The sequence below is a fragment of the Mycolicibacterium septicum DSM 44393 genome (assembly GCF_000455325.1).
GTDB classification, from domain to species: domain Bacteria; phylum Actinomycetota; class Actinomycetes; order Mycobacteriales; family Mycobacteriaceae; genus Mycobacterium; species Mycobacterium septicum.
The window spans coordinates 953,148-970,178 of sequence record NZ_HG322952.1 but is presented as its reverse complement, the minus strand read 5'-3'; the positions used below and the strand labels follow the sequence as shown (position 1 = coordinate 970,178).

17 protein-coding genes, 1 tRNA gene and 1 pseudogene are annotated in these 17,031 nt (G+C 66.1%); 11 read left to right on the top strand and 8 right to left on the bottom strand.

The window, feature by feature from the left end; translation table 11 throughout:
- The first annotated feature begins 208 nt into the window (after positions 1–208).
- From TX88_RS24775 to TX88_RS24760, 4 genes are read left to right on the top strand one after another with little or no spacing between them, the layout of a single operon-like run.
- Positions 209–622 (top strand): MmpS family transport accessory protein, encoded by a 414-nt coding sequence (locus tag TX88_RS24775; protein WP_244438658.1) that lies wholly within the window; start codon positions 209–211, stop codon positions 620–622.
- Complete coding sequence (locus tag TX88_RS24770; RefSeq protein WP_244438606.1) at positions 619–3,462, top strand: MMPL/RND family transporter; 2,844 nt, start codon at positions 619–621, stop codon at positions 3,460–3,462. Before TX88_RS24775 ends, TX88_RS24770 begins: the two co-directional genes overlap by 4 nt.
- 1 nt (position 3,463) lies before the next feature.
- Entirely contained in the window at positions 3,464–3,907 is a 444-nt protein-coding gene (locus TX88_RS24765) for a hypothetical protein (protein WP_044520569.1), read from the top strand.
- 11 nt (positions 3,908–3,918) lie between these two features.
- Positions 3,919–4,353, top strand: coding sequence for a YdeI/OmpD-associated family protein (locus tag TX88_RS24760; protein WP_044520568.1), 435 nt, complete (start codon positions 3,919–3,921; stop codon positions 4,351–4,353).
- On the opposite strand, the gene TX88_RS24755 is transcribed toward TX88_RS24760, so the two are convergent.
- The 4 genes from TX88_RS24755 to TX88_RS24740 are packed head-to-tail and all read right to left on the bottom strand — an operon-like array spanning position 4,331 to position 8,769.
- Complete coding sequence (locus TX88_RS24755) at positions 4,331–4,837, bottom strand: (2Fe-2S)-binding protein (RefSeq protein ID WP_044520567.1); 507 nt, start codon at positions 4,835–4,837, stop codon at positions 4,331–4,333. The genes TX88_RS24760 and TX88_RS24755 overlap by 23 nt on opposite strands.
- Complete coding sequence (locus TX88_RS24750; protein WP_044520566.1) at positions 4,830–5,714, bottom strand: FAD binding domain-containing protein; 885 nt, start codon at positions 5,712–5,714, stop codon at positions 4,830–4,832. Before TX88_RS24750 ends, TX88_RS24755 begins: the two co-directional genes overlap by 8 nt.
- Complete coding sequence (locus tag TX88_RS24745; protein ID WP_044520565.1) at positions 5,711–6,415, bottom strand: SRPBCC family protein; 705 nt, start codon at positions 6,413–6,415, stop codon at positions 5,711–5,713. The genes TX88_RS24750 and TX88_RS24745 overlap by 4 nt, the downstream gene beginning before the upstream one ends.
- A gap of 2 nt (positions 6,416–6,417) precedes the next feature.
- Entirely contained in the window at positions 6,418–8,769 is a 2,352-nt protein-coding gene (locus TX88_RS24740; protein ID WP_044520564.1) for a xanthine dehydrogenase family protein molybdopterin-binding subunit, read from the bottom strand.
- Positions 8,770–8,994: 225 nt separating this feature from the next.
- On the opposite strand from TX88_RS24740, the gene TX88_RS32910 reads away from it, so the two are divergent.
- The 5 genes from TX88_RS32910 to TX88_RS34600 all read left to right on the top strand — a co-directional run bounded on the left by TX88_RS32910 (position 8,995) and on the right by TX88_RS34600 (position 12,982).
- The gene (locus TX88_RS32910) at positions 8,995–10,140 is read left to right on the top strand and encodes an acyltransferase family protein (protein WP_084622106.1); all 1,146 of its coding nucleotides are present in this window, start codon (positions 8,995–8,997) and stop codon (positions 10,138–10,140) included.
- Between the two features lie 35 nt (positions 10,141–10,175).
- Complete coding sequence (locus TX88_RS24730) at positions 10,176–10,751, top strand: M15 family metallopeptidase (RefSeq protein ID WP_044521874.1); 576 nt, start codon at positions 10,176–10,178, stop codon at positions 10,749–10,751.
- A gap of 98 nt (positions 10,752–10,849) precedes the next feature.
- Positions 10,850–11,551: a cutinase family protein gene (locus TX88_RS24725; RefSeq protein WP_044520563.1), complete on the top strand. Its 702-nt coding sequence runs from the start codon at positions 10,850–10,852 to the stop codon at positions 11,549–11,551.
- Between the two features lie 91 nt (positions 11,552–11,642).
- The gene (locus TX88_RS24720; protein WP_044520561.1) at positions 11,643–12,788 is read left to right on the top strand and encodes a glycoside hydrolase 5 family protein; all 1,146 of its coding nucleotides are present in this window, start codon (positions 11,643–11,645) and stop codon (positions 12,786–12,788) included.
- A gap of 38 nt (positions 12,789–12,826) precedes the next feature.
- The gene (locus tag TX88_RS34600; RefSeq protein WP_110918148.1) at positions 12,827–12,982 is read left to right on the top strand and encodes a hypothetical protein; all 156 of its coding nucleotides are present in this window, start codon (positions 12,827–12,829) and stop codon (positions 12,980–12,982) included.
- Positions 12,983–12,985: 3 nt separating this feature from the next.
- Here the strand turns inward: TX88_RS34600 and TX88_RS35330 are convergent.
- The 3 genes and pseudogenes from TX88_RS35330 to TX88_RS24710 all read right to left on the bottom strand — a co-directional run bounded on the left by TX88_RS35330 (position 12,986) and on the right by TX88_RS24710 (position 14,349).
- A pseudogene (locus TX88_RS35330) lies at positions 12,986–13,389 on the bottom strand (HNH endonuclease).
- A gap of 42 nt (positions 13,390–13,431) precedes the next feature.
- A tRNA-Thr gene (locus tag TX88_RS24715) sits at positions 13,432–13,506 on the bottom strand.
- A 27-nt stretch (positions 13,507–13,533) separates the two neighbouring features.
- Complete coding sequence (locus tag TX88_RS24710; protein WP_044520560.1) at positions 13,534–14,349, bottom strand: hypothetical protein; 816 nt, start codon at positions 14,347–14,349, stop codon at positions 13,534–13,536.
- A 96-nt stretch (positions 14,350–14,445) separates the two neighbouring features.
- Here TX88_RS24710 and TX88_RS24705 point away from each other — a divergent pair, with 96 nt between their 5' ends.
- Entirely contained in the window at positions 14,446–15,165 is a 720-nt protein-coding gene (locus TX88_RS24705; protein WP_044520559.1) for a response regulator transcription factor, read from the top strand.
- A gap of 29 nt (positions 15,166–15,194) precedes the next feature.
- A complete protein-coding gene (locus TX88_RS24700) occupies positions 15,195–16,628 on the top strand; it encodes a sensor histidine kinase (protein ID WP_044520558.1) in 1,434 nt (477 codons plus the stop codon).
- Here TX88_RS24700 and TX88_RS24695 read toward each other — a convergent pair.
- Entirely contained in the window at positions 16,588–17,004 is a 417-nt protein-coding gene (locus TX88_RS24695; protein ID WP_044521873.1) for an HIT family protein, read from the bottom strand. The genes TX88_RS24700 and TX88_RS24695 overlap by 41 nt on opposite strands.
- Positions 17,005–17,031 lie beyond the last annotated feature (27 nt).

Here is a 17,031-nt window from a genome sequence, read left to right as displayed (position 1 = left end):
GGCGCGGGGTTCGCGCGCCAACAGCTGACCATTATTGTTAATTCGCGGCGTACAGCGAAGTCACAGACTCGCCGTGTGCAGCGAATCGGTGGTCGAGGGGGTTGATAGATAGTTCCTATGTGCGATATATCTAGCCGTCATGATCGTGGATGGACCTGCAAGCGGGCGAGGCGTCCGGGCGACCCGGCGCCCACGAGGCGGGACCTTCCTGCAGAAGGGCTGGCTCCCCCTGGTCACCGTCGTCGCGCTCGGTGTCGGTTCGGTGGCCGTCTGGAAGGTGCATCAGATGTCCGAGCCGGGACCCGTCCCGTCGGTGCTGACCGCGCAGGCGCCCGAGCAGTTCACCCCCAAGCGGCTCACCTATGAGTTGTTCGGGACCGTCGGCAACGGCGGGATGCTGAGCTACGTCGACATCAACGGCCACCCGCACAAGGTCGACATCACCGAGCTGCCGTGGACGCACACGGAGACGACGACGCTCACCGTGGTGTCGGGCAGCATCTCGGCGCAGGTCGCCGGTGGCGACGTGGGGTGCCGGATGCTGGTGAACGACGTTGTGCGCGACGAACAATCGTCGACCCATGCCGAAGCCGACGTCACCTGCCGGGTGAAGTCCGCGTGAGCGCACACCGGGCGGACGGACAGGCCGTCGCGCGTGCCGTACGCGTGTTGGCGGTGCCGATCATCGTCTTCTGGGCTCTACTCGCCGTCAGCACCAATACGTTCATCCCGCAGGTGGAACGCGTCGCCGAACAACTCGCCGGCTCGATGATCCCGAGCTACGCGCCGTCGCAGGTCGCGATGCTGCGGATCGGTGAGAAGTTCCAGGAGTCCACCTCCACCAGCCTGACGATGCTGGTGCTGGAAGCCGACCGGCCACTCGACGACGGCGACCACCGCTACTACGACGACCTGATGAACCGGCTCAAGCAGGATCCCGAGCACGTGCAGTACGTCATGGACCTGTGGGGCAAACCAATCACCGCGGCCGGGGCCCAAAGTGTGGACGGGAAGGCGACATTCGTCCTGCTGCGGCTCGCGGGCAACATCGGCCAGCTCCAGGCGAACGAGTCGGTGAACGCCGTCCGTGACCTCATCGCCCACGACACTCCGCCACCTGGGCTCAAGGTCTACGTCAGCGGGGCCGCACCACTGGCCTCCGACACGCTGACGATCGCGAACTCCAGCCTCAACAACATCACGATCCTGACGATCATCCTCATCGTGATCATGCTGCTCGTGGTCTACCGCTCGGTCTCCACCCTGCTGGTACCGCTCGTCAGCGTCCTGATCGAGATGCTCGTCGCCAAGGGCGTCATCGCCACCCTCGGACACTTCGGCGTCATTCCGCTGTCGTCGTTCGCGGTGAACATCGTGGTGGCGCTGACCCTGGGCGCCGGAACCGATTACGGCATCTTTCTGCTGGGCCGCTATCAGGAGGCCAGACAGGCCGGCGAAAGCCGGGAAGCCGCGTTCTACACGGCCTATCGCAGCGTCGCCCCGATCATCATCGGCTCCGGGCTGACGATCGCCGGTGCCTGCTACTGCCTGAGTCTGGCGCGTCTCGACTACTTCCACACCATGGGCCCGGCCGTCGCCATCAGCATGCTGTTCACCATCGCCGCTGCTCTGACGCTCGCACCGGCGATACTCACCCTCGGCAGCATGTTCGGCCTGTTCGACCCGAAGCGGGCGGTCAAGGGGCATCTGTACCGACGGATCGCGACGAGCGTGGTGCGGTGGCCCAAGCCCGTGTTCGTCGCCAGTACCGCGGTCGTGATGATCGGAGCGGTGTTCGTCCCCACCTACCGGGTCAGCTACGACGACCGCGCCTACCAACCTGCCGATGGCTCAGCAAATCTCGGCTTCGAGGCGTCGGACCGGCACTTCTCGCAGAGCAAGCTGTTCAGCGAGATGCTGATGGTCGAGAGCGATCACGACATGCGTAACTCGGCGGACTTCATCTCGCTGGACCGGGTGGCGAAGAGCCTCATCCGGTTACCGGGTGTCGCGATGGTGCAGAGCATCACCCGACCCTTGGGCCGGCCGTTGGAGCACGCCACCATTCCCTACCTGTTCACCACCCAGGGCAGCGGAAGCGGTCAGCAGCTGCCGTTCACCGAGCAGCAGAACGAGAACACCGACAAGCAGGCCGAGATCCAGGCGCGTTCGGTCGCGGTGCTGCAGCAGGTGATCGGGCTGACCCAGAAGATGTCCGACGAACTCCACTCGACGGTGCTCACGTTGGAGAACCTCAAGCAGGTCACCGATGACATGAATGCCGGGATCTCCAACCTCGACGACTTCCTGCGGCCGTTGAAGAACTACTTCTACTGGGAGCCACACTGTTTCGACATCCCAGGGTGCTGGGCGATGCGATCACTGTTCGACTCGCTGGACGGCATCGACAGCCTCGACGCGCAGATCGCCGACGCCGTCACGTCGTTCGAGGCCATCGACCGGCTGCTGCCGCAGATGATCTCGCAGCTGGAGCGGATGATGGCCGACAGCCGCTCCCTGCTGGGCGTGATCACCAACAACTACGGGCCCGCGCATCTGCAGTCCACCCAGACCGATCAGACGTTCTTCGATCTGATCAACGTGGGCAACGACTTCGACCAATCTCGAAGCGACGACTTCTTCTACATCCCCAGGGAGGCGTTCGACAACGAGGACGTCAAAACCGGTATGCAGCTGATGATGTCGCCGGACGGCAAAGCTGCCCGCTTCATCGTCACCCATGAGGGCAACGCGATGGGCCCGGAAGGGATCGACCACGTCGAGCAGTTCCCGGACGCGATCAAGGCGGCGCTCAAGGAAACGTCGCTGGCCGGCGCCAAGATCTACATCGGCGGTGCGGGGTCGAACAACAAGGACATCAAGGCCTATGCGGCTTCCGATCTGCTGATCGTGGCGATCGCCGCGGTCGTGCTGATCTTCTTGATCATGCTCTACCTGACCCGAAGCCTGGTGGCGGCCTTCGTCATTCCCGGCACGGTGGCGTTCTCGTATGCCGGCGCGTTCGGGCTGTCGATACTGGTGTGGCAGCACCTGATCGGCCTGCATCTGCACTGGCTGGTGCTGCCGCTGACCTTCATCATCCTGGTCGCGGTCGGCTCGGACTACAACCTGCTGCTGATCTCCCGCGTCAAGGAGGAAACCGGCGCCGGGTTGAACACCGGGCTCATCCGGGCGCTCGGGAGCACCGGTGGCGTGGTGACGTCCGCGGGTTTGGTGTTCGCATTCACGATGCTGGCGATGTTGATCAGCGATCTGCGCACCATCGGTCAGGTGGGTTCGACGGTCTGTATAGGTCTGCTGCTCGACACCCTGATCGTCCGGTCGTTCATCGTGCCGTGCCTGTTACGCATGCTCGGACCGTGGTTCTGGTGGCCCACCTTCATCCGGCAGCGTCCACTGCGGCAGCGTGCAGGCCGACAGCTGCAGGAAGCAGGGGTGTGACGTGACGACCTCCACTCTCTTCGGCCTGTTGTCGATCGTCTTCTTCTCATTGATCTGGGTGTTCGCGATCATCGCGTTCGTGTTCACGAGGCGGTCGATGGGCAAGCCGCATGTCACGTCGAGGCTCGACATCGGCGTCCTGCCTGCGACTTTGCACAAGGTCCGCAAACGAGAGGCGCTCTCGGACGATGAGTTGAGCCTGGCGCGGGAGGTGCTCTCCGTCCGTGGCAGCGTCCTGGCGTTCGCCGTTCCGGCCACGCTGTTCTGCATCGGATGCTTCTACGTCTTCGGCAGTCTCGAACAGTTGCACGGGCATACCCCGTCGGAACGAACGTTCCTCGGCGTGTTCCCGATGCTGACCTCCACCAACATGACCATCCAGATACTCAGGAGCGTGCGACTCAAACGACGGCTGCCCGCAGCCAAGGTGGCTTCGACCGCTTAGATTCGGGAGGTATGAAGTTCTCGACGACGATGTTCCAGGACGGCAACAACACCGGTATCGAAGTTCCCGCCGACGTGGTGGACGCGCTCGGCGCCGGGAAGCGCCCAGCCGTGGTGGTCGACGTGAACGGCTACCGATACCGGTCGACGATCGCGCCGATGGGCGGCAGGTTCCTGATTCCGTTCAGCGCCGAGCGTCGCGACGAGTCGGGGATCGGCGGCGGCGACGCCATCGACGTCGATCTGACGGTCGACACCGAACCACGCACCGTGGAGGCTCCCGACGACCTGCGGGCCGCGTTGGCGGAGTCACCGGGCGCTGCGGCGAAGTGGGAGAGCCTCTCCTACAGCAAGCAGAAGGCGCACGTGACGTCCGTGCAGGGCGCCAAGGCCGCCGATACCCGGGCCCGGCGCATCGCGAAAGTCATTGCTGAGCTAGAGGCTTGAGCTCGGCGTCGGCTTCTGCGTGCTCACACACCCGGTGCACCGCGTTGACGATGCCCTGGTAGCCGGTGCAGCGGCAGAAGTTGCCCGAGAGCCCCTCGCGGATCTCCTCGTCGGTGGGATTCGGGTTGTCGCGCAGCATCGCGGTGATCGAGGTGACGAATCCCGGTGTGCAGAAGCCGCACTGAAGGCCGTGGCACTCCTTGAGTGCGGCCTGAACGGGGGACAGCTGACCGTCCGGGGCGGCAATACCTTCGACCGTGGTCACTTCCTGACCCTCCACCTGAACCGCGAACACCAGACAGGACCGGACCGCCTGCCCGTCCAGCAGGACCGTGCAGGCGCCGCAGGCGCCGTGCTCGCAGCCGAGGTGGGTCCCGGTGAGACCGCAGTTGTCCCGCAGGAAATCGGCGAGTGTCACCCGAGGCTCGACCACACTCTGGTAGCCACACCCGTTGACCGAAACGGCAACCGGCAGTTCATGCATTGACGGCCTCCTCGGCGTGCGTGATCGCCTGGGTCCAGGCTCTGGACACCATGGCGGCCCCGACCCGGGCCCGGTATGACGCCGAGCCCTGCAGATCGGAAGGAATGTCGGTGAGTTCGGACATCGCCAGCCGGCCGATCTCGTCAGCGGTGATACCGCCGATCGGGGTGCCGATCACGGCTGTCTCGGCCGGGGTGGCCCGCAGCGGTGTGGACCCGAGCCCGAGCAGGCCGATGCCGCAGCGGGTGATCCGGTCGTCCTCATCGAGTTCGAATCCGACCACCGCGCCGGCGATCGCGAAATCACCATGGCGTCGGGCGAATTCGGCGATACCGAAGCTGCTGCGCCCCGAGGCGACCGGGAAGCGCACCGCGGTCAGGATCTCGTCGGAGGCCAGTGCGGTCTCCCACAGGCCGGTGAAGAACTCGGCGGCCGGGATCTGGCGGGTGCCACGCGCCGAGGTGGCCTCGATCGTGGCGTCGAGCGCCAATGCGACCGCCGCGTACTCGGCGGCCGGATCGGCGTGTGCGATGGCGCCGCCCAGGGTGCCGCGGCTGCGGATCTGGAAGTGCCCGATGTGCGGCGTGGCCAGGGTCAGCAGCGGCACAGAATCAGCGACCTCGTCGTCCAGGCCGACCATGGCGTGGGGGGTGGCCGCGCCGATCCGGACCTCGTTGCCCTGCAGCGCGATGTCGTTCAGCTCGGACAGCCGGGAGATGTCGATCAGGTTCTCGAAGTGGGTCAGGCGCATGGCCAGCATCGGTACCAGGCTCTGCCCGCCGGCCAGGATCTTGGCGTCCTCGCCGTACTCGCCGAGCATGGACACCGCCTCGGTGACCGTGGCGGGCCGGTGATACGCGAAGGGGGCGGGCTTCATGACACCAACCGCAGCAGCGCGGCGTGCAGATCCTCGGTGGTCAGCCCGCTGCTCTTACGCTTGCTGCGGCCGGCCCGGCCGAACAGGAAGCCGAGCACACCCGCGGCCGCGACCGCGCCGATGGCCGGCGCGAACCGCTTGGCCATCGGCACCGCCATCACCTTGGCCAGTGCGAGCGCATTGATCGGGGCGGCCTCCTGAGGTGCCTGCTCAGATGGGCCTGCGGCGGAGCCGGTTTCGGCCGCAGGCGCCTTCCCGCCCAGAAGTTCGGCCTCCAGGCTGCCGGCGAACTGGTCGATCAGGCTGCCGGCCACATCTGCCAGCACGCCGCGGCCGAACTGGGCGGCCTTGCCGGAGATGGCCAAATCGGTGGTGACCACCACCAGTGTGGAGTCGGCGCCCTCGTCTTTCAGCTGGGCGGTCACGATGGCCGACGCGGTGCCGTTGCCGCGGGTCTCCTTGCCGTTGGCCTTGAGGACCACCCGCTGCGCCGCCGCGTCCTTTTCCTGGAACGTCGCGTCGCCCTTGTAGGACACCGTGATCGGACCGACCTTCACCTTGACCGCACCGGTGAAGTCGTCGCCGTCGACACTCAGCAGGGTGGCACCGGGTAGGCAGGGCGCGACGCGTGCGACGTCGGTGAGCACCTCCCAGGTCTTCGCCGCAGGTACCGCGACCCGGAATTCGTTGTTGAGCTCCACGATCAGTGGTCCCTTCCTTTTTGTTCCTGCGAGCGTTCGATGGCTTCGACGATGGCCGCCGGGGTGGCGGGCAGCGTGGTCAGGGTGACGCCGAGTGGGGCCAACGCGTCGTTGACGGCGTTGATGACCGCGGGCGTCGAGCCGATGGCGCCGCCCTCACCGGCGCCCTTGTAGCCGCCGACGCCGGGGCCGGGAATCTCGACGTGGCCGTACTCGATCGTCGGGACCTCGGTGGCGGTGGGCAGCAGATAGTCGACAAATGTTGAGGACAAGGGGTTTCCGGCATCGTCGTAGGACAGCTTCTCCAGCAGCGCGCCGCCGATGCCCTGGACGGTGCCACCGGCGATCTGGCCCTCGACCACGTTGGGGTTGATCATCGGGCCGACATCCTCGCTGACGATGTAGCGGGTGAGGGTGACGTGTCCGGTGACCACGTCGACCTCGCATGTGCAGGCGTGGGTGGCGTTGGCCCAATGGATCGGGGCGGTCGGCGGCGCGGTGTAGCGCGCGGTGGCCTCCAGGTTCGCCGACATGCCCGGCGGCAGCATCTGCGGCTCGTAGTGGGCGCGGAAGGCCAGATCGGCGAAGCTCACGCTCTTCTCGGGATCGCTGCGCACGAGCGCTTTCGATCCGCCGAGCTCGATCTCGGACTCCTCGACCCCGAGTCGGGCCGCGGCCATCGCGACAAGCTGGTTGCGCAGGATGGTGCCGGCCTCGTTGACCGCACCCGCCGTCATCGGGGCACTGCGGCTGCCCTGGGTGCCTGCACCGTACGGTGTCACCGCGGTATCGCCCTGGATGGTGGCGACATCGTCGATGTCGGCGCCCAGGGCGTCGGCGGTGAGCTGAATAACGGTGGTTTCCAGGCTGTTTCCGGTGGATCCACCGTTGACGTACACGTTGATCTTGCCGGTCGGCTCCATCCGGATGGTGCAGCCCTCGCTGGCGAGGTGGCCGGTGGCGGCGCCGGTCGGCTCGATGTAGGCGGAGAAACCCAGCCCGAGGTAGCGGCCCTGGGCCAGTGCCGCGGCCTGCTCCTTGCGGAAGCCCTCGTGGTCGAGGATCTTCACCGCCTGCTCGAACGTCTCGATCGGGGCGACGTGGTCATAGGGCATGCCGTTGGGGTTGAAGTACGGCATCTCGTCGCGGCGCAGCAGATTCTTGCGCCGCAGCTCGACGGGATCCATGCCCATCTTCCGCGCGGCGATGTCGAGAAGTATTTCGCGGGTGAGGGTTTCGTACTGCCACGGTCCGCGGTAGGCATGCAGGCCCGCGGTGTTGGAGAACACGGTCTTGTAGCTGAAGCTCGCCTTGGGCACCCGGTACGGGCCGGGGAAGAACATGCCGATGGCCGCGGTGGTCAGCACCGGATACGGGGTCGGGTACGAACCCACGTCCTGGATGAAGTCGATGTCGGCAGCCAGGATCGCGCCGTCGTCGTCGAATGCCATGCGCACGTCGCCGTCGACGTGACGGGACTGACCTGCCGACATCAGGTTCTCGCGGCGGTCCTCGATCCACTTCAGCGCCCTCGCCACTTTGCGTGCGGCCAGCATGATGCACATGTCCTCCCGCATCGGCACGACCTTCTGGCCGAATCCGCCGCCGGTGTCGCGCATGATGACCCGGACGTGCTGAGCGGGGATTCCGAGCAGGCGGGCCGCGAACGCGCGGAGTTCGTGCGGGGTCTGGGTGGAGGCCCAGATGGTCAACTCGCCCGCGGCCGCCCATTCCGCGACCATGCCACGCGTCTCGATCGGCACCGGAACGTGCATCTGCTGGTAGATGTGTTCCTTCACCACGTGCGCCGCGGCGCCGAAGACCTCTTCGTCGGGCGGCATGCCGGCCATGCCGCCGGCGTTGTTGTCCGGGAAGGCCTCGTGGACGGACACCTCGGAGGTCAATGCCTGACGGAAATCGGCGATCGCGGGCAGCGGCTCGTAGTCGACGTCGACCAGGTCGGCCGCATCCTCGGCGATATAGCGGTTGTCGGCGATGACGAGCGCCACGGGATCGCCGACGAACTTCACCTCACCCTCGGCCAGTGGTGGCCGTGGCGTGTCGGGGACGTCCTTGCCCGCGACGGCATGCCAGGCCTCTTTGACCTCGGGGTTGAGGTCGGCGGCAGTGAGCACGGCGTGCACCCCGGGCAGAGCCCGGGCTGCGGCGGCATCGATGGCGGTGAACGTCGCGCGTGCGTAGGGGCTGCGGACGAAGCAGGCGTGCAGCATGCCGGGCCGCGTGATGTCGTCGACGTATGTGCCGCGTCCGGTGAGCAGGCGGGTGTCCTCGACCCGCTCGACCCGTCTGCCGGCGTAGCGGGTTGCGACGGTCTCCGGTACGGCTGACGCCATGGGATTGCTCCAATCCGTCCGTTGGTGTTGCGCGTAAGTAGGTGGCCACCAGGGCTTCGATGCCATCTCAAGAGTGCGATTATCGTACATCGGAAGTCGATATGTCTGAAGATGAGAGCGGCATTTCCGCATGAAGATCGGGGGTAGTCGCCCCGGTGTGATTGTCGCGCGACAAATCGAGCTGATGCCCGCCCCTCTAGACTTGAGCGTCGACCGAGGGGATATATGGATTCGGCGACGACATCTGAACGACGCCCAGCGACACTCCGATTGGTACGGGCCGCACTTCACGGGCCCCGCCTGTCATTCGATCAATTCCGCGCCGAAGGGCGCATCAGGGAGATCGACGGCCTGCGGGCCGTGGCGATCCTCTTCGTAATCGCCGGCCACATGCGCGATCCCATCTGGGGCAACGTCCCGGGCACGGGTGTGCCGATCTTCTTCGTCAACAGCGGCTTTCTCATAACGCTGCTGCTCCTTCGGGAACACAGTGAGCGTTCGCGCATCGACTGGGAGAGCTTCTACGTCCGCCGCGCTTTCCGCCTGCTCCCCGTCTACTTCTTCACCCTTTTGTTGTTCAGCGGGCTCGTAGTGGCCGGACTTGCGGAGAACCCCGGTAATTGGTGGAAGCGATTCGTGTACTTCCTGACCTTCCAGAACGAGTTTGCGTCTGGGGCGACATTCGGCCACACCTGGACCCTTGCGGTACAGGAGAAGTTCTATCTGGCATGGCCACTCGTGGCCTTCGCGCTCATCGCTCCGGTTTTCGAACGTGCGCGTCTCTGGTTCGCGGTCAGCCTCGCGGCGGTGATGACAGCAGCGTGGGTCGTCTGGCCCTCGAACTATTCGGTCGTGTTCATCCCGCTGATCCTGGGCTGCGTTCTTGCCCTGCTGATGTTCAGGGCGACGTCGTATCGCCTGGTTGCCCAATTCGCGAGACCCGGCGTGTTCCTGATCATCCTTGTTGGCGCGATCCTGGTGAAGGCTCTGGTCGACGTCCCAGGGATTGTGGACGTGCCGTTCTCTTACGCGGTGGTGCTTCTGATGCCGGGCCTTGTCATCGGCCCGCGTTGGGTGAGCAGAATTCTTCGCTCCCGGCCGCTCGTCGCGCTCGGGACATGGGCGTACTCGATGTATCTCCTGCATCCCCTTGTCCGGTCAGCAGTCGACATCGCGATCACGCCCGGACAATTCTCGATCCCACTTGAGATCCTGCGATACACCTTGGTGGTGGCCGGCACCGCCGCATTCAGTTTTGTCACCTACCGGTGGATCGAGAAGCCGTGCATCGGCATCGGCGCACGGTTCACGAACCGACGCGCGGCAGAACGGTCCGTTCAAAAGGGCGAGAATGCCATGGTGGCGGGGTGACACGCACTCTTGCCGGCCTGCTGGCGTTGTTCGTCATGGTCTGCGCTCCGGTACCCACGGCGTCCGCCCGGCCGGCGGCCGAGGCCGGGCTGGTCGACGTGCGCTCGGTCGTCCCCGACGCGGTGGTCGACCTGCGGTACGCGACCAGCGACAACTTCGTCGGCCAGCGGCTCTATCCGCCGGGGGCACCGTGCCTGGTGCACGAGTCGATGGCCCCCGGGTTGGCGGCCGCTGCGGCCGCGCTGCGCCCGCAGACGCTGGTGTTCTGGGATTGCTATCGGCCGCACGAGGTGCAGGTCAAGATGTTCGAGGTGGTGTCCAACCCCAACTGGGTGGCCCGGCCGTCCGCGTATGCGCGCAGCCACGAGGCCGGCCGATCGGTGGACGTGACGATCGCAGGGGCCGATATGGGCACCGGATTCGATGACTTCGCCCCGCGCAGCCTGGCCTATGCGACGGACGGGGTCAGCCCGGCCGCCCAGGCCAACCGGGCCCGGTTGCGCGAGGCCATGAAGGCCGGCGGGTTGACCGTGTACTCGGGGGAGTGGTGGCACTTCGACGGTCCAGGCGCGGCAGATCCTCGGCCCTACCTGGACGTACCGCTGGGATAGGTCCAGGCAATATTTGCGGACGCTGTCATCCAGGTTTGGGATGTGTCAGCATGGGGAACTGAAAACGTTCAACACGGTCCGTCAGACGTGGAGTCCATATGAACGTCCTCAAGCTCACCCAGGGCGCGGTGCTGATAGCCGCCTGCGCCGTACCGATGGCACCCGCGCCGGCCGCGTCCGCGCAGCCGTGCCCGGACGTCGAGGTGGTGTTCGCGCGCGGCACCTACGAGCCGCCAGGGGTCGGCGGACCGGGACAGTCCTTCGTCGACGCGCTGCGTACGCGTGCCGGAGAGCGTTCGGTCGAGGTGTACCCGGTGAACTACCAGGCCAGTGGAAACTTCGGTGACCGGATCGAGTTCGCCAGGACCGTCGTCGACGGCATCCGGAATGCGACCGACCACGTCAAGGCGACCGCCAAGGACTGCCCCAAGACCAAGATGGTGCTCGGCGGCTACTCGCAGGGCGCCGCGGTAGCGGGCTACGCCACCGCGGCCACTGTCCCCGACGGGATCCCGCCCGAATACAAGCAGTACATCCCCGAACCCATGGCGCCCGAGATCGCCGACCACGTGGTGTCGGTGGTTCTACTGGGGACGCCGTCCGACGAGTTCATGCGCGATATCGGCGCACCGGCGATGGTGATCGGCCCGCGATACAAGGACAAGACCATCGAGTTGTGCGAACCCGGCGACACCATCTGTGACGGAACACCCGCCGGGGTACCCAACTTCGCGCACACCGCATACGTGCTCAACGGCATGCCTGGCCAGGCCGCCGATTTCACGGTGGGCCGGCTCTGAGGGTGCCGAGTAGATAACGATATGAAACCTCAATGGTTGCAATGTGATACGTGACCCCGGGGTCTTTGCTGGGCGCCACTATGTTCACTAAGTGCACCGTCGAACGGCCCTCAAGATCCCGCTGGTACTGGCAGCAGCAGCGGCTCTACCTCAGGTACTGGCTCCTCTTCCCGTGATCCCGCGTGCGAGCGCGGCGGCGGGCCAGTGGCCGGTCGAGCGCGCCAACGCGTGGTACCAGGCCCAGGGCTGGTTGGTCGGCACGAACTTCATCACATCGAACGCGATCAACCAGATCGAGATGTTCTCGCCGGGTACCTACGATGCGCGACGGATCGACAGCGAGCTGGGGGCGTGCCGGCTACTCGGGTTCAACACGGTCCGGGTGTTCCTGCACGATCTGCTGTGGGCCCAGGACCGTGCCGGATTCCAAAGCAGGCTGGCTCAATTCGTCGGGATCGCGGCGCGTCAGGGCATCAAGCCGCTGTTCGTCTTCTTCGACTCGTGCTGGGATCCGAATCCGCAACTGGGGGCGCAGCGGGCCCCGACGCCGGGCGTGCACAACTCGGGCTGGGTGCAGAGCCCGGGAGCGCAACGCATCGACGACCCCCGCTACCGCACCGTGCTGCGTGACTATGTGGTCGGGGTGATGAGCCAGTTCCGCAACGACAACCGGGTCCTGGGCTGGGACCTGTGGAACGAGCCCGACAACCCTGCCAAGCAGTACCGCAAGGTCGAACGCAAGGACAAGATCGACGCCGTCGGAGGACTGCTGCCGCAGGTGTTCGGCTGGGCGCGTTCGGTCAATCCCGTGCAGCCCTTGACCAGTGGTGTGTGGCAGGGCAGCTGGGACCGCGGCAGCCGAAGTGCGATGGACAGCTTCCAGCTCGACAACTCCGACGTCATCTCCTTCCACTCCTACGCGGGCCCCGACGAATTCGAGGCCCGCATCGCTGAGCTCGCCCCGCTGGGCCGGCCGATGCTGTGCACCGAGTATCTGGCCCGGGATCAGGGCAGCACGGTCGAAGGTGTGCTCCCGGTTGCCAAGCGGCACAACGTCGGTGCTTACAGCTGGGGGCTGGTGGCCGGCAAGACCCAGACCTATTTCCCGTGGGATTCGTGGGACAAGCCCTACACCAAGGTTCCGAAGGTGTGGTTCAGCGATCTGCTGCAACCCGATGGGCGGCCCTATCGCGACGCGGAGTACCAAACCCTGCGAAAGCTGACCTCCCGGGTCTAGGTGTTTAGCCGCGGCCGATCCGGGTGACTCAACGGGTTATGGATCAACGTGACGGTGGCCGGGCGATACCGAAAGATGCCCGCAAGGTGACCGAAGGGCAAGAGGAGCTGCAGGACGAATTCGACCGTCGGGGTGAGGATCCCGAGGGCCCGGGACTGCACGAGAGTCACGAGAACATCGCCGACGAGACGTGAACGCTAGAACGACTGGCCGTTGGCGTAGCGCTCTCGGCGGTAGAAGCGACCGTTGCCCCTGTTGCGGGCTTTGTACGTCGGCAGCTGCGAGTCGCAGTTCGGGCAGACCAGTCTGAGGTTCTCGCGCCGTTGTTCGTCGAGTCTCCGTCGATGTGGTCCAACACCAAGACGAGCGGGAGGTCCTGCCAGGTGCTGGCCGCGCCGCAGATCGCACAACAGCCGGATTGAGCTTCGGTGAGATAAAGCCGGATGTAGTGACCGTGTAGAGAAGTAACGTAAGCCTCGCCGGATTCGAGCCAACGTTTTGTGCTGGCCTTCCGGCGGGCTGAGCCCTGACATGCATTACTGCAGTAGACCTTCTGACTGCGCTTCTCCAGTGGTGAACCGCAGCCGCGACATAGCCTCATGTGAGGAAGCTACTGACATGCACCGACACCCATCGGTGTGTATGGAGCCCCCGGTCAGGATTGAACTGACGGCCTTCCGCTTACAAGGCGGGCGCTCTACCACTGAGCTACGGAGGCGGGTGGAACGCGCCCTAGCTTAGCGGGTCAGTCGTCGGCGTCGATAATTCGCTGCGAGGCGACGGGCCGCGGGGAGCTCCGCCGGGACGAACGGCGCGGCAGCGGGATGCGGTCGGCGATGTTGCTGAGCGGATTGACCACCTGACTCAGTGTGATGACCGCGTCGTGCAGCGCGTCGATGGTGGGTGCCAGGGCCTCCAGCCCGGGCGCCAGACGATTCAGGGTGTCGGCGACATCGGCGAGCTTGAGCAGCGGGCCGTCGGGATCGGTCAGGGTGTCGAGCAGGCCGCCTTCGGCCAGCAGGCGATCGGCCACCCCGTCCTCGCGCAGCACCCGCTCGAACAGTCCGTCGTTGGCCAGCAGCTGATCGGCGAGCCCGCCCGGAGCGATCACCCGGGACACCGCGCCGTCCTCGGTGGTCAGCCGGTCCAGCAGGCCGCCCTCCAGGGTGACCTGATCCACCAGGCCGCCGGGGGCCACCGCCCGGGCCACAGCGCCGTTGTCCGCGGTCAGCCGGTCCAGCAGGCCGCCCTCGGCGGTCAGCTGATCGACCAGACCGCCCGGCCGCAGCAAACGGTTGATCGGGCCGTCGGGAGCCAGCGCCCGCCCCAGGGGGGCGTCGTCGTCCAGTAGCCGCGCCAACCGGTTCGCGCGCTCCACGGCATCATCGATGCCGAACAGCGAGGCCATCGATGACCTGCCGTTGAGTGGGTTCCCGTCGGTGATGCCGCGCTGCACCGCGTTGAGCGTCTCGTTGGCGATGCCGAGTCCGGCGTCGGCCACGGCCAACCCGATGCGTACGGGCGCGGTAGCAACCTGGATCAGCGTCTTGCCGAGGTTCATGGGCGTCAGTGTAGTTACCCGCGTCACAGCTAAACTCACAGGAAGTGCACAGCGTGCATGCAGGTTGAGTTCAAGAGGCACCATCAACATCAGGGAATGGCCATGCCTGCAGTTCCTGAGAGCGTCCCCGAAGCCCGGATCCTCGTTGTCGACGACGAGGCCAACATCGTGGAGCTGCTGTCTGTCAGCTTGAAGTTCCAGGGTTTCGAAGTTCACACCGCGTCGAACGGCGCCGGTGCCCTGGACAAGGCCAGGGAAGTCCGGCCCGACGCAGTGATCCTGGACGTGATGATGCCCGGCATGGACGGCTTCGGGCTGCTGCGCCGGCTGCGCGCCGACGGCATCGACGCGCCCGCGTTGTTCCTCACCGCGCGCGACAGCCTTCAGGACAAGATCGCCGGGCTCACCCTGGGCGGCGACGACTACGTGACCAAGCCCTTCAGCCTCGAAGAGGTGGTGGCCCGGCTGCGGGTCATCCTGCGCCGGTCCGGCCGAGGCGTCGAGGAACCGCGCAGCGCCAAGCTGTGCTTCGCCGACATCGAGCTCGACGAGGACACGCACGAGGTGTGGAAGGCGGGCGAGCCGGTCTCGCTGTCACCGACCGAGTTCACCCTGCTGCGCTACTTCATCATCAACGCGGGCACGGTGCTGTCGAAGCCCAAGATCCTCGATCACGTGTGGCGCTACGACTTCGGCGGCGACGTCAATGTCGTCGAGTCCTACGTGTCCTACCTGCGCCGCAAGATCGACACCGGCGACAAGCGCCTGCTGCACACGTTGCGCGGTGTTGGCTACGTTTTGCGTGAGCCACGCTGAGGTCCGTCCGTCGGCGGCATACTTTTGGGGTGTTTGACCGGGTAGAGCGGCGCGGTGTGCCGCTGCGCGTTGGCCTGGTGGCCGCCGCGCTGGTTCTGGTGGCGTTCGGGTTGCTCGCCTCCGGTGTCGCGGTGACCTCGATCATGCGGCACACGGAGATCAGCCGCATCGATCAGACGCTGCTCGACGCTTCGGACAGCTGGGCGCAGGAACCGCGCCAACTGCCCTCGACGCCCCTGGAAGGGCCGAACCCGGCACGCCCGCCGTCGAACTTCTATGTCCGCGGCGTCGATCAGGACGGCCGGACCTGGATCGCGATCAACGACCGCGAGGCCGAACCCGCACTGCCCGACGACAACAATGTCGGTCCGGCGCCGGTGACCGTCAAATCCGTCGGCGATTCCGACGTGCAGTGGCGGGCCATGACCGTGGAGGGTCCCAACGGGGAGCTCACCACCGTCGCGATCGACCTGTCCGACGTGCAGTCATCGGTACGCGCGTTGATCTGGTCGCAGGTGGGCATCGGCACGGTGGTGCTGGTGGTCCTCGGCATCGTCGGCTACGCCGTCGTGCACCGCAGCCTGCGCCCGCTGGTCGAGGTGGAACGCACGGCCGCGGCCATCGCCGCCGGCCAGTTGGATCGTCGTGTCCCCGAACGGGATCCGCGCACCGAGGTGGGACGGCTGTCGTCGGCGCTCAACGGGATGCTCGCGCAGATCCAGCGGGCGGTGGCGTCGTCGGACGCCTCCGCCGAGCAGGCGCGCACCTCGGAGGAACGGATGCGCCGCTTCATCACCGACGCCAGCCACGAGCTGCGCACCCCGCTCACCACGATCCGTGGATTCGCCGAGCTGTACCGCCAGGGAGCCGCCCGCGACGTCGAGATGCTGATGGGCCGGATCGAAAGCGAGTCCCGGCGGATGGGCCTGCTGGTCGAGGATCTGCTGCTGCTGGCACGTCTCGATGCGCAGCGGCCGCTGGATCAGCATCGGGTCGATCTGCTGACCCTGGCCACCGACGCCGTGCACGACACGCAGTCGATCGCCCCGAGCCGGCGGGTGCGGATGGAGGTGTTCGACGGGCCCGGGACCCCGGAGGTGCTCGGCGACGAGGCCCGGTTGCGCCAGGTGCTGAGCAACCTGGTCGCCAACGCGGTGCAGCACACCCCGGAAACCGCCGGGATCACGGTGCGGGTCGGCACCGACGACGACCACGCCATCATCGAGGTGTGTGACGAAGGTCCCGGCATGAGCCAGGACGACGCGCGACGGGTCTTCGAACGGTTCTACCGCGCGGATACCTCACGCACCCGCGCGAGCGGCGGTACCGGACTGGGCCTGTCGATCGTGCATTCCCTGGTGCTGGCTCACGGTGGCACGGTCAGGGTCACCACTGCGCCCGGTCAGGGCTGCCGGTTCACGGTCAGCTTGCCGCGGATTGCAGATCTGCCAGCGCGGCTTTGATCTTCGCTTGTGCGGCGTCGAGGGACTCGGCCGACGGGTTGTGATCAACGTGGGCGAAACCGAAGTCGGCCAGGTTGTAGGCGGGGAACACGTGCACATGCAGGTGCGGCACCTCGAGTCCGGCGATGATGACGCCGGCACGTTGCGCGCCGAAGGCCTGGCACACAGCCTTGCCGATCAGCTGTGACACCTCCATCACCCGGCCGAACACCGCGGGTTCGACGTCCTGCCAGTTGTCGATCTCAGCCCGGGGAACGACCAGCGTGTGGCCCTGTGTCATCGGTGCGATGGTCAGGAACGCGACGATCTCATCGTCCTCGTAGACGAATCGCCCGGGCAGTTCTCCGTTGATGATCTTTGTGAAGACGGACGCCATGGTGAGAAGCATAGTGAGCGCCCGAAT

What these genes read in the sequence shown, in the direction of transcription:
- TX88_RS24760 (WP_044520568.1), top strand. Translation starts at nt 3,919, where the DNA reads ATGAAGTTCTCGACGACGATGTTCCAGGACGGCAACAACACCGGTATC.
- TX88_RS24755 (WP_044520567.1), bottom strand. Translation starts at nt 4,837, where the DNA reads ATGCATGAACTGCCGGTTGCCGTTTCGGTCAACGGGTGTGGCTACCAG.
- TX88_RS24750 (WP_044520566.1), bottom strand. Translation starts at nt 5,714, where the DNA reads ATGAAGCCCGCCCCCTTCGCGTATCACCGGCCCGCCACGGTCACCGAG.
- TX88_RS24740 (WP_044520564.1), bottom strand. Translation starts at nt 8,769, where the DNA reads ATGGCGTCAGCCGTACCGGAGACCGTCGCAACCCGCTACGCCGGCAGA.
- TX88_RS32910 (WP_084622106.1), top strand. Translation starts at nt 8,995, where the DNA reads ATGGATTCGGCGACGACATCTGAACGACGCCCAGCGACACTCCGATTG.
- TX88_RS24730 (WP_044521874.1), top strand. Translation starts at nt 10,176, where the DNA reads ATGGTCTGCGCTCCGGTACCCACGGCGTCCGCCCGGCCGGCGGCCGAG.
- TX88_RS24725 (WP_044520563.1), top strand. Translation starts at nt 10,850, where the DNA reads ATGAACGTCCTCAAGCTCACCCAGGGCGCGGTGCTGATAGCCGCCTGC.
- TX88_RS34600 (WP_110918148.1), top strand. Translation starts at nt 12,827, where the DNA reads ATGGATCAACGTGACGGTGGCCGGGCGATACCGAAAGATGCCCGCAAG.
- TX88_RS24710 (WP_044520560.1), bottom strand. Translation starts at nt 14,349, where the DNA reads ATGAACCTCGGCAAGACGCTGATCCAGGTTGCTACCGCGCCCGTACGC.
- TX88_RS24705 (WP_044520559.1), top strand. Translation starts at nt 14,446, where the DNA reads ATGGCCATGCCTGCAGTTCCTGAGAGCGTCCCCGAAGCCCGGATCCTC.
- TX88_RS24695 (WP_044521873.1), bottom strand. Translation starts at nt 17,004, where the DNA reads ATGGCGTCCGTCTTCACAAAGATCATCAACGGAGAACTGCCCGGGCGA.